9 protein-coding genes and 2 pseudogenes are annotated in these 10,627 nt (G+C 67.3%); 7 read left to right on the top strand and 4 right to left on the bottom strand.

The window, feature by feature from the left end; translation table 11 throughout:
- The first annotated feature begins 259 nt into the window (after positions 1-259).
- The 3 genes and pseudogenes from ABFX36_RS18530 to ABFX36_RS18520 all read left to right on the top strand — a co-directional run bounded on the left by ABFX36_RS18530 (position 260) and on the right by ABFX36_RS18520 (position 3,323).
- On the top strand, positions 260-685 hold the full coding sequence (locus ABFX36_RS18530) for a Pycsar system effector family protein (RefSeq protein ID WP_464367272.1): 426 nt from the start codon (positions 260-262) through the stop codon (positions 683-685).
- A 212-nt stretch (positions 686-897) separates the two neighbouring features.
- A pseudogene (locus ABFX36_RS18525) lies at positions 898-2,847 on the top strand (molybdopterin oxidoreductase family protein); the annotation flags it as partial.
- Positions 2,844-3,323 carry a hypothetical protein gene (locus tag ABFX36_RS18520; protein ID WP_006897152.1) on the top strand — a complete coding sequence of 160 codons (480 nt, stop codon included), beginning with the start codon at positions 2,844-2,846 and terminating at the stop codon, positions 3,321-3,323. The pseudogene ABFX36_RS18525 and the gene ABFX36_RS18520, both read left to right, overlap by 4 nt.
- Here ABFX36_RS18520 and ABFX36_RS18515 read toward each other — a convergent pair.
- The gene (locus ABFX36_RS18515; protein WP_006897151.1) at positions 3,286-4,170 is read right to left on the bottom strand and encodes a Rieske (2Fe-2S) protein; all 885 of its coding nucleotides are present in this window, start codon (positions 4,168-4,170) and stop codon (positions 3,286-3,288) included. The genes ABFX36_RS18520 and ABFX36_RS18515 overlap by 38 nt on opposite strands.
- 105 nt (positions 4,171-4,275) lie before the next feature.
- The gene (gene serS / locus ABFX36_RS18510; protein ID WP_006897150.1) at positions 4,276-5,529 is read right to left on the bottom strand and encodes a serine--tRNA ligase; all 1,254 of its coding nucleotides are present in this window, start codon (positions 5,527-5,529) and stop codon (positions 4,276-4,278) included.
- A gap of 80 nt (positions 5,530-5,609) precedes the next feature.
- On the opposite strand from serS, the gene ABFX36_RS18505 reads away from it, so the two are divergent.
- Both ABFX36_RS18505 and ABFX36_RS18500 read left to right on the top strand, forming a co-directional pair.
- Positions 5,610-7,004, top strand: a complete 1,395-nt coding sequence (locus tag ABFX36_RS18505; RefSeq protein ID WP_062367827.1) for a septum formation family protein — start codon at positions 5,610-5,612, stop codon at positions 7,002-7,004.
- A 1-nt stretch (position 7,005) separates the two neighbouring features.
- A complete protein-coding gene (locus ABFX36_RS18500; protein ID WP_006897148.1) occupies positions 7,006-7,356 on the top strand; it encodes a metallopeptidase family protein in 351 nt (116 codons plus the stop codon).
- A 24-nt stretch (positions 7,357-7,380) separates the two neighbouring features.
- On the opposite strand, the gene ABFX36_RS18495 is transcribed toward ABFX36_RS18500, so the two are convergent.
- A complete protein-coding gene (locus ABFX36_RS18495) occupies positions 7,381-8,046 on the bottom strand; it encodes a histidine phosphatase family protein (RefSeq protein WP_062367828.1) in 666 nt (221 codons plus the stop codon).
- Positions 8,047-8,050: 4 nt separating this feature from the next.
- Entirely contained in the window at positions 8,051-8,980 is a 930-nt protein-coding gene (gene pheA, locus ABFX36_RS18490; RefSeq protein ID WP_006897146.1) for a prephenate dehydratase, read from the bottom strand.
- Between the two features lie 114 nt (positions 8,981-9,094).
- Here pheA and ABFX36_RS18485 point away from each other — a divergent pair, with 114 nt between their 5' ends.
- Both ABFX36_RS18485 and ABFX36_RS18480 read left to right on the top strand, forming a co-directional pair.
- On the top strand, positions 9,095-9,865 hold the full coding sequence (locus ABFX36_RS18485; RefSeq protein WP_006897145.1) for a DUF2470 domain-containing protein: 771 nt from the start codon (positions 9,095-9,097) through the stop codon (positions 9,863-9,865).
- Between the two features lie 36 nt (positions 9,866-9,901).
- A pseudogene (locus tag ABFX36_RS18480) lies at positions 9,902-10,498 on the top strand (CPBP family intramembrane glutamate endopeptidase); the annotation flags it as partial.
- Between the last annotated feature and the right edge of the window lie 129 nt (positions 10,499-10,627).

The following is a 10,627-nucleotide window of genomic DNA, read 5'->3' as shown; positions in this document are numbered from 1 at the left end:
GGCCGCCCTCGCGGGCTTGGCGGTCGTAGACCATGCGCACGGCACGCTCACGCAGCTCTGGACTGAACTTCTTGGGCATACTCCGATTCTCCTTGCTGAGACTCGGAACGGAACCCAGGGCGCTTCAACGCACCCCACGTCGTCGCCCTCGTCCGAGCCGGCAAGACCTTCGAGAAAGGCAAACTCGTCGAATCCGACACCCCATCAACATCGCAAGAGGAGGCCGCCTGAAACAACCTCATCCACAGGTCTTGACAATATCTCCGATACGAAGGCGCCATTTGCACTGACAATTGAGACCGCGCTCCTCGTGGGAGTTATCACGCTGTCGGGCGAGGGGCGGGTGCTCCATGACCTTGGGGGCTGGGCCGTAGTCTGGTACGTCGTTGGCATCCTCCTCTTAGTAGCTAGCGTCCTATGTGCGGCCTGGGTTGTGCGTCCCCGGCTACGGGCCTCCAACCTCGAGGTTGAGGCGCCGGACAACTTTGTCTATTTCGGACACCTGCGGCACCTGACGCCCGAAGCCGTTCAGGATCGGCTCGAGGGCCCGACTCTTCTTCCGGTACTGTCGAAACAGCTCGTGGAGATGAGCAAGATAGCGTGGACAAAGCACCGGCTTGTGCAGTTGTCTATGAGTCTTTCTCCGATTGGCGTTATGGCACTTGGCATATGTGCGACATGCTGACTTGTGTGAGGCGATGCTCGGTCGTCAGAGCAGAGGGGTTGCCGCTGCATGGGCGCCGCAAGAGATCGATCTACGCCAAATGTTCGCCGAAAGTGACTTGGATGGCCGACCACATGGAGAATCAAAATTGACACGACTCATCGAGGCACGCATGTTCTGTCAGACTTCCGGGGGTAGCGCTGCTAATCTCCGCTGCATCTCGACAGCTGAACTCCAGCGGCCCGAGTTCGATCGGGTTCTACACATCCGGCCAGCTGTTCCTCGAGGAGTACTACGCGCTGAGCGTGATCGCCCGCGCCGGGATCGGTACGAACCACCTCGACGGCAACACTCGCCTGTGCACCGCTACCGCCGGTGAAGCACTGAAGGAATCGTTCGGCAGTGACGGCCAACCCGGTACGTTGGCAGATGTCGACCATGCGGACGTCATCGCGCTTTTCGGGCACAACGTCGCGGAGACCCAGTCCGTCACCTGGATGCGGATACTCGACCGTCTCGCGGCTCCGGATCCGCCGAAGCTCCTCTGCGTCGACCCGCGGACAACCGCGGTCGCGCGACGGGCGAGCGTCCATCTGGCGCCGCTGCCCGGAACGAACCTCGCACTGATGAACGGTCTGTTGCGCGAACTCGTCGTCAACGGGTGGATCGACGACGAGTTCATCCGGGAACACACCGTCGGATTCGAGGACCTGTCCGACCTCGTCTCGCAGTACCCGCCGGAGCGAGTATCAGACATCTGCGGAGTCGGGGCCGACGACATCCGGCATGGGGCGAGGCTGATAGGCGAAGCCCAGAGACTGTTGTCGACGGTCCTGCAGGGGTTCTACCAGTCGCATCAAGCCACGGCGTCGGCGGTACAGGTCAACAACATCCACCTGCTCAGAGGAATGCTGGGACGTCCGGGCTGCGGCGTACTGCAGATGAACGGGCAGCCGACCGCACAGAACACCCGTGAGTGCGGCGCCGACGGCGACCTGGCCGGTTTTCGGAACTGGGCCAACCCCGCACACGTGAGAGAGCTCGCCTCGGTCTGGAACGTCGATGCGGCGACGATCCCGCATTTCGCGCCGCCGACCCACGCGATGCAGATCTTCCGGTACGCCGAGCAGGAATCGCTGAAGATGCTCTGGGTCTCCGCGACCAATCCCGCTGTCTCGATGCCGGAGCTGCGCCGGGTACGGTCGATCCTCTCGAAGGAGAGTCTGTTCCTGGTGGTGCAGGACATCTTCCTCACCGAGACCGGCATGCTCGCCGACGTGGTGCTGCCCGCGGCGGCGTGGGGCGAGAAGGTCGGTACCTTCACCAACGCGGACCGCACCGTGCACCTGTCGGAGAAGGCGGTGGACCCACCCGGAGGGGCCCGTGCGGATCTGGACATCTTTCTGGACTTCTCGCGACGGATGGACTTCCGTGACCGAGACGGCCGCCCGCTGACGCCGTGGTCGAACGCGGAGGCCGTGTTCGAAGCGTGGAAGCGGTGCAGCGCCGGCAGACTCTGCGATTACAGCGGCATGAGCTATGCGGGGCTGCGTGAGCAGGGCAGCGTGCAGTGGCCGTGCACGGACACCGCGCCCGGCGGCACGGCACGCCTCTATGCGGACGGTCGTTTCTGGACCGCGGCCGACGAGTGCGAGACGTACGGCAAGGACCTGATCACCGGATCTCCCGTCGACGCCACCAGGTACCGGGCGAACGATCCGAAAGGACGCGCGCTGATCAAGTCCGCAGACTATGAGACGCCGCACGAACCACCGTCGGCGCAATACCCTTTCGCCCTGATCACGGGGCGGACCGTCTACCACTTCCACACCCGAACCAAGACCGCCCGGGCACCGGAACTCAACGGTGCGGCCCCGGAGGTGTGGGTCGAGCTGTCAGCGGCAGATGCGGCCACCCACGGCATTCGCGACGGCGATCCGGTCGAGATCCGAAGTCCCCGCAGCACGGTGCGCGCCGCCGCACGGATCGCGGACATTCGACCGGGGGTGCTGTTTCTGCCCTTCCATTACGGCTATTGGGACGTGGAATCACCGGCAGCTCACGACCGGGCCGCCAACGAGCTGACGCTCACGGACTGGGATCCGGCGTCCAAGCAACCGATATTCAAAACCGCGGCCGCCGCCATCGCATTGCTCTCCAGGGAGAGCGAGGGGACGCGATGAAGAACCTGGGCCTCCTCCTTCGTGAACTCGAGCGCTCCGAACGACTTCTCGCCCTGGAGCTGGAATCGATCGCACGAGACCACCCGACCGACCCTGAGATCCACTATCTCGCTGCGGATCTCGCGGCCTGGTCGCGCAATCACGCCGGTGCCGTCAGATCGCTGGCCGTCGCTCGCGGCGTCGAGTCGGAGGCGACGTTCGACACTCAGGCCGCCGTCGGCCCGTCGAGTGTGTTCGAGACTCCGGCCCGAGAGCTCCCCGCGTCGCTTCTGCCGGTCGCCGAATTGTGCGGCGTCTGTCAACGGATCGCAGGGCTGACGATGCAGTGGGAGATCCTCGGCCAAGGCGCCGCCGCTACCAACGATTCCGAGTGCTCCGCGCTCGTCGATCAGTGTCTGTCACAAGCTGAGCGCCAGTTCGAATGGGCCAGGAATCTGGTCAGAACCCTCTCGCCGCAGGCACTGTCCGCCGGCTGACGCAGATCTCACCGCTGTCGATTCTCACCTGCCAGCGCGGCTCCGGCACCGCGGCCGGCCCTCGCTCGATGCCGCCGTCCGCGAGACGGAATGTACTGCCGTGCAGCGGACACACGAGGCACGGGCCGGAATCTTCATCGATCACCATCCCGTCGTCGAGCCGGCCCCCGGCGTGGATGCACGTGGCCGAGAGCGCATGGACGCGGCCGTCGACGAGCACGAGAACGACGGGCACCGCCGCGGCCTCGACACGCAGGGGTTTGCGTTCTTCGAGCTCGTGCAGCGCCGCCACTCGCGTCCACTCGGTGACCGCTGGTTCGAATGCGGTTCGGTTGACGCCGACGCCGCGGGCGAACGAGAGATGGCCGCCGAGGTACCCCGCCCCCGCCGTGAGGGCGAGACCTATCGTGCTCAGCGCCACCCCCGCCTTCGATCGCCCGCGCATCCGGGCCACCCATGAGCAGGCGTGCACACCCGTGGCCGCCAGGTTCATCACGCCGTGGACGAGGCCTATCCGCCGGTCGCCGCCGTACGAATCCGACCAATCGGAGGCTCCGGCCGCAGCGGCGGGCGCAGCGCTGAGCACACCGAGCGCGACCAGCCGCCTCGCGCCGTCCGCGTGACGAGTGCCGCCGAAGTAGTCGAGCGCGGACGCCATCGTCCAGGCGCCGATCGGCAGATCGGTCAGCACCGGATGCAGTTGATGGCCGAGTGCGCTGCCCGACAGTGCGTTCTTCACCGCATCGCGCCGAGTCACGCGGTGTACCGCACCGGCGAGCGGCGCTGCGGCCCGATCGGCCTCCTCGAACTCGCTGATGCGATCGATCAGTCTCTGTGGCACGTCCATCGACCCGAGGTCCTCTCTGGCGGTTTCATCCGTGCCGTCGGATACCCGGCGACGGCACGGATGAAACGGTTTCGAGGGCGCGGACGACGACGTCCGGAATGCCGACTACACCGGTCGGATGTGTTCCACCCCGACGAACCGCGCGAGTTCCTCGGGAAGGCGAACCGAACCGTCCGGCTGCTGGTGGTTCTCGAGGATGGCGACCAGCCACCGGGTGGTCGCGAGGGTGCCGTTGAGGGTCGCCGCGATCTGAGGCTTGCCGTTCTCGTCCCGGTAGCGGACAGAGAGTCGTCGTGCCTGGAAGGTGGTGCAGTTGGACGTGGAGGTGAGTTCGCGGTACGTGCCCTGCGTCGGAACCCATGCCTCGCAGTCGAACTTGCGGGCGGCCGAGCTGCCCAGGTCCCCGCCTGCCACGTCGATGACTCGGTACGGCACGTCGATCGCCGCGAGCATGTCCTTCTCCCAGCCCAGAATCCGCTGGTGCTCGGCCTCGGCGTCCTCCGGCTTGCAGTAGATGAAGCCCTCCACCTTGTCGAACTGGTGCACGCGGATGATGCCGCGGGTGTCCTTGCCGTACGACCCCGCCTCGCGGCGGAAGCAGGTGGACCAGCCCGCGTAACGCTTCGGTCCGCCGGAGAGGTCGAGGATCTCGTCCTTGTGGTACCCGGCGAGAGGCACCTCCGACGTGCCGACGAGGTACAGGTCGTCCTCGTCGAGGTGGTAGATCTCGTCGCTGTGCGCGCCCAGGAAGCCGGTGCCGCCCATGATCTCCGGTTTCACCAGGACCGGCGGGATCATCAGCGTGAAACCGTTGGCGGTCGCCTTCGCCGCGGCCATGTTGAGCAGACCGAGCTGCAGCATCGCGCCCAGACCGGTGAGGAAGTAGAACCGCGAACCCGACACCTTGACACCGCGGGCCATGTCGATGAGGCCGAGGCTCTCTCCGAGTTCGAGATGGTCCTTCGGGTCGTCGATGGCGCGCGGTTCACCGACGTGTTCGAGGACGAGGTAATCGTCCTCGCCACCGGCCGGGGCATCGGTGATGATGTTCGAGATGGCGCGGTGCGCGGCCTGCGACGCGGAGTCGGCGTCGTTCTGCTTCGCGACGGCGGCCTTCACCTGCTCGGCCAGTTCCTTGCCCTTGGCGAGCAGAGCGGTCTTCTCGTCTCCGGATGCCTTGCCGACGAGTTTGCCGAGCGACTTCTGCTCCGCGCGCAGGGCGTCGGCTTCGGCGATCGCCGAGCGCCGTGCCGCGTCCGCCTCCAGGAGCTGGTCGACGAGTCCGGGATCCTCGCCGCGGGCACGCTGGGAGGCACGTACAAGGTCGGGGTTCTCACGCACGATCTTCAGGTCGATCACACGTTGAACCCTACTCGGAACACGAGGCGAGCAACGACCAGGCATGATGGAACGCGATGACTTCGAAGAGGGATCAACCGATGCATGACGGCCGCGGCGACGACGAGGCCCGCCCCGTCGTCGACGGCGATGCCGACGTGTGGGGGCCGGTCGGTGCCGTCGAAGGCGATGAGCAGGCGACCGCAGAGCTCCCGGAGATCGGCGGGGAGGCGGAGCCGACGGCCGGACTCGACGACTACGACGCGGAGGTCGAGGACGACGTCGAGGAGTGGGGCGTCGAACCGGAGGACGCCTACGACTACGGCGACGACGGATACGGCGACGACGACTACGGTGACGACGGAGAGCGCGATGGGGACGACGGGGGGCCCGAGCCCGCCGACGGCCGCGAGCCGGCCGACTCCCGCAACCGGATGCCGAAGAACTCGTTGCGGCTGGTGCTCGGGGCCGTGCTCGTCGGTGCGCTCGCCGCGGGCGGAGTGATGCTCGGAACCGGTGTCTTCGACGACGTCGGCGATGTCGGCTCGTCGGTCATCGGTGAGGGATCGCCCGCGCAGGAGAACGACTTCACCCGATCCGAGGCGGGCGACTGCCTCACCTGGAGCGCCGACACACCCGGCGAGCCGAGCGCGGTGGCGTGCGAGTCGCCGCATCGGTTCGAAGTGGCCGGTGTGCTCGACACCTCCGCGTTCCCGAGCTCCGAGTTCTCCTCGGAGGCACCGTGGCCCGGACCGGAGCGCTTCGCCGCGATCCGCGATGAGAGCTGCGGCGTGATCGTCGACCGCTACCTGGGCGGTGGACTGGATCCGCAGGGCCGGCTCTCGCCCGGACTGATGTTCCCGTCGAAGGTGGAGTGGGAACGCGGCGTGCGCAGTCTGCGCTGCGGAATCGAACAACCCGGTGCCGGCGGCGGCCAGGAGGAGTTCACCGGCCGCGTCCGCGATGTGGACCAGTCGTTCGCATGGCCCGACGGCACCTGCATCGGCATCGACAAGACCACCCGCAAGGCCACCAGCAGCGTCGTGAACTGCGCCGAACCCCACGCCTTCCAGGTGACCGGCACCGTGGACCTGTCCCAGCGCTTCGGGGGCCGCAACTCCGGCAAGCCGTGGCCCAGCGTCGCGGATCAGAACGACTACCTGAAGACGATCTGCCCGACGCAGACGAACAGGTTCTTCGGCGGCGCGCAGAAGTTCAAGGCGACCACGCTCAACGTGCAGTGGTCGGTGATCTCCGAGGTGAGCTGGCTGACGGGAAGCCGGCGTGTGGTCTGCTACGCGGCGCTGCCCGACCGCGGCGGCTTCGCGACCCTGGTCGGCGACGCCCGCGGCGGACCGGACACGCTGCTCATCAACGGCGGCAGTCCGAAGCCGGTCGACGTCGGCCCGCCGGGACGGTCGGTGGGCGAGCCCGTGCCACTGCCTCCCGGTTACACGCCGAACGACGCGCAGCTTCCCGCGCCGGCAGGCGGCTGACATGCCGCTGCGGATGTCGGAGCGAGAGTTCGAGAACCTCGTCGGCGATGCGCTCGACCTCCTCCCCGAGGAGCTGATGCACGCCATGTCGAACGTCGTGATCCTGGTGCGTCCGCACAACGAGGACGATCCCGGCATCCTGGGCCTGTACACGGGTGTGGCGCTCACCGAGCGGACCACCGAGTACAGCGGCTTCCTGCCCGACACGATCGAGATCTATCGCGAGCCGCTCCTCGCGATGTGCCATTCGGCCGAGCAACTGCGCCGAGAGGTCGCGATCACCGTGCTGCACGAGGTGGGGCACCATTTCGGTATCAGCGACGAGTGGCTGCACGCCAACGGTTGGGGCTGACCGGATCAGGCCGTCGGGGCCGGGTCAGCCCATCGGATCCTCGTAGCCGGGTGCGGTATCCGAACCGTCGGCGTCCGGCAGTGCGGCTTCGCCCCATCGGTGGCAGACCCACAGATCGCCGGTGAACTCCAACTCCACCGAACCGGTGTTGTTCAGGTAGTTCTTCATGGCGAACTCCGGGTCGAGCCGCGTCAGGTGTGCGGCGATCAGCCGGATCGCCGCACCGTGGGAGACCAAGTACACGTCCCGCTGATTCGCGCCGGTGAGGTACCGCGACGCCAGATCGTCGATGATCGGCAGATAGCGGTCGTGAAGCATCTCCAGCGACTCGCCACCGGGCAGCCGGGCGTCGAGGTCGCCCCGGTGCCAGCGCGCGACGATCTCGTGGAACTGCTCATGCGCCTCGCGGTCGCTGCGCCCCTCGAGGTCGCCGACCTGGATCTCGTGAACGCCTTCCACGGTCTCGGTGGACGAGTCCCACACCGATCCGATCAGTTCCGCGGTCTGCTGCGCCCGATTGGCGACAGAGTTCACCAGCACCGCCGAGTCGGTCAGCGGGTGTTCGAGCCCGAACCGCACGCCCTGTCGCGCGCCGAAATCGGTCAGCGACGCGCCGGGAAGTGCGGTGTCGAGACGTTTGAGCACGTTGGACGTGGTCTCGCCGTGCCGGACCAGGTGAAGCCTTGCCATGTCTTTAGAGTTCTCCAGAAAGAAGACGGTGGAACCACTCGCGTGACTCGGTGTGGTCGGGCGGTGTCGCGGCCGTGGTCACGGCCAACTGCGGGTCGACCGGCCACGATCCGAGAAAGACCACACGTTCGGCACTGCGGTGCAGGGCGCGGAGCGCCTCGCCGACCGCAGCGTCCCGAACGTGGCCTCGCGCGTCGAGATAGAAACGGTACTGTCCGGGGCCGACCGGCCGCGATTCGATACGGGTCAGGTCGATGCCGCGCATCGCGAACTCGTTCATCGCCGCGACCAGGCTTCCGGGCGTGTTCGGAAGGTCCAGAATCACCGACGTGCGGTCTGCTCCCGTCGGTTCCGGCGGCGGCCCCGCAGGCCCCAGCAGCAGGAACCGGGTGACGGCGTCGTCGGAGTCGGCGACGCCGTCGGCCAGCGTCGCCAGCTCATGCATCCGCGCCGCGGCGGCCGTGGTCACGGCGGCGTCGGCGCGACCCTCGGCCACGTCGCGCGCTGCGCCCGAATTGGAGGTGGCGACGACCACCTCGGCCCGCGGGAACAGCTCTTCGATGCTGCGGCGGACCTGACCCGCGGCCACCGGATACGCCGCGACGGTCCGCACGTCGGCGGGGTCCATGGGCGTTGCCGCGGCGACGGTGAAGGAGATGTCGAGAGCCGCCTCCGCGTACGCCTGGACGCGCGGGAGGCCGGCGCTCGGCGACAGGGCGTCCATCGTGGCCGGGACCGCTCCCTCGAGCGAACTCTCGATGGGGACGCAGCCGAAGTCCGCGCCCCCGCTGCGGATCAGATCGATGACGGCCGGCGGATTGCTCACCGCGATCTTGGTCGCCGTCGATGCCTCGCCGCGTCGGCGCAGGACGGCATCGAGCGCCATCTCGGTGAACGTGCCGGCGGGGCCGAAGTAAGCGTAGACGGGCACCATTTCACAGTAGTCGAGAGAAACCGGCCGTGCGGCCGGGGCGTTGACGGCGAAAAGCCCTCAGGTTAGGTTAGGTGAGCATAAGTTAGGCTTAGCTAATTAGACCGTTTCCTGGAGGTGGACGTGAACACGATCCTCGCGCCGTGCGATGCCGAACTGATCCAGACGGCCTGCCGTCGTGCTCATTCGGGAACGCTGTCGGTCAGTGCGCCGGACTGTGCGGCGACCGAGCCGAAGGGGTGCGATTCGGTCGGGATGGTCCATCTGTTCGAAAGCGACGCCTTTCTCCTGGTTCCCGACGAGACGCCGGCGCTGCGCCTGGTCCGCGAGGGCGGAGACGTCACGGCGATGGTCGAGGTCATCGACGTCGCACCGGTCAGGATGCGCGAGCGGGTGCGGTCGCTGATCTGGTTGTCGGGCACGCTTCACGAGGTGCCCGCACGGCTCGAGCGCGACCTGGCGGTGGAGATCGCCGGTGACCACCCGGACGAGAAGCTGCTCGACGTGGGCCACGGATACAGCCTCATGCGAATGGCGCTCGAGTCGGCTGTCATCGCGACGTCGACCGGGGCGGGCGGCGTCGACGTGGACGCGCTCGCCGCCGCGAGTCCGGATCTGTTCTGGGAGTTCGAGAACGACTGGCTGGTGCACCTGGACGCCGATCACCAGGACCTCATCTGCCAACTCGCTCAGCGCTTGCCCGACCACGTCCGAGGCGGGCGCGCCCGGCCGCTGCGCCTGGACCGGTTCGGCATCACCTTCCGCGTGGAGGTCGGCAATCGCGATGAAGACGTGCGGATGCCGTTCGCCCGCCCGGTCTCCCGCATCCCGGAACTGTCCGCGGCGATTCACTCGCTGGCCCTGCATCCCTGCTTCGGCGAGGACTGAACGCATCGCCTCAGTGCTGCCGCTACCGTTGGAGCGGTGAGTTCTGAGGCGGGCGGCATCCGCGGACTTCTGCGGGCTTTCGTCCACCCGCCCGCGCCTGCCGTGGGACGCGTCGACGACCGCCGCGAACGGCGTGCGATCGTCGTCGAACTGATCCTCGTCGGCGTTCTCACCTTCGGGTTCTCGGCCGTGTACGCGGTGCTGTCGTTGGCGGAGAACGCTCTCACCGCGGGCATCGGCGACACGACGGTCGCCCTCAACCCGGTGAGCTCGTCGGTGGCCGCGATCGACGTGATCCGTCAGTCGATGAGCGTGGTCCGCCTGCTGGCGATCGGTGGGTTGGGCGCGTACCTGCTGTGGCGCAGCGGAATCGGCCTTCGGCGGATCGGCCTCGGGCGGCCCGTGCGTGCGGATGTGCCGCCCGCCGCAGTCCTGGCGGCGATCATCGGACTGCCCGGTCTGGCGCTGGTCGCGTTCTCTCAGGCGATGGGCTGGAATTCGCAGCTCGTGGCGGCGCCGGACGACGGTCTGTGGTGGCGGATCCCGGTTCTGGCGATGAAGGCGTTCGGCAACGGGTTCGCCGAGGAGGTTGTCGTGGTCGGCTACTTCATGACCCGGCTACGGCAGTTGGGCGTCTGAAGCGCCCTGGGTTTGATGGAGACTCGCGCTATTTGATTCCGACCAGCTGTTCGCGGTCGGCTTGGACAGCATAGAACGCGTGCTCGAACTCGGCGGGCGGGACGTCGCCGAGGTATCCGTGGA

Source organism: Gordonia cholesterolivorans (assembly GCF_039531975.1).
Lineage (GTDB): Bacteria > Actinomycetota > Actinomycetes > Mycobacteriales > Mycobacteriaceae > Gordonia > Gordonia sihwensis.
Note: the sequence above shows the minus strand (reverse complement) of the source record. Positions and strands in the feature narration are given on the sequence as shown.

Bases quoted from the DNA above. Each gene is read 5' to 3' on its own strand.
- ABFX36_RS18505 (WP_062367827.1), top strand. From the start codon at position 5,610: ATGCATGACGGCCGCGGCGACGACGAGGCCCGCCCCGTCGTCGACGGC.
- ABFX36_RS18520 (WP_006897152.1), top strand. From the start codon at position 2,844: ATGAAGAACCTGGGCCTCCTCCTTCGTGAACTCGAGCGCTCCGAACGA.
- ABFX36_RS18500 (WP_006897148.1), top strand. From the start codon at position 7,006: ATGCCGCTGCGGATGTCGGAGCGAGAGTTCGAGAACCTCGTCGGCGAT.
- pheA (WP_006897146.1), bottom strand. From the start codon at position 8,980: ATGGTGCCCGTCTACGCTTACTTCGGCCCCGCCGGCACGTTCACCGAG.
- ABFX36_RS18495 (WP_062367828.1), bottom strand. From the start codon at position 8,046: ATGGCAAGGCTTCACCTGGTCCGGCACGGCGAGACCACGTCCAACGTG.
- ABFX36_RS18515 (WP_006897151.1), bottom strand. From the start codon at position 4,170: ATGGACGTGCCACAGAGACTGATCGATCGCATCAGCGAGTTCGAGGAG.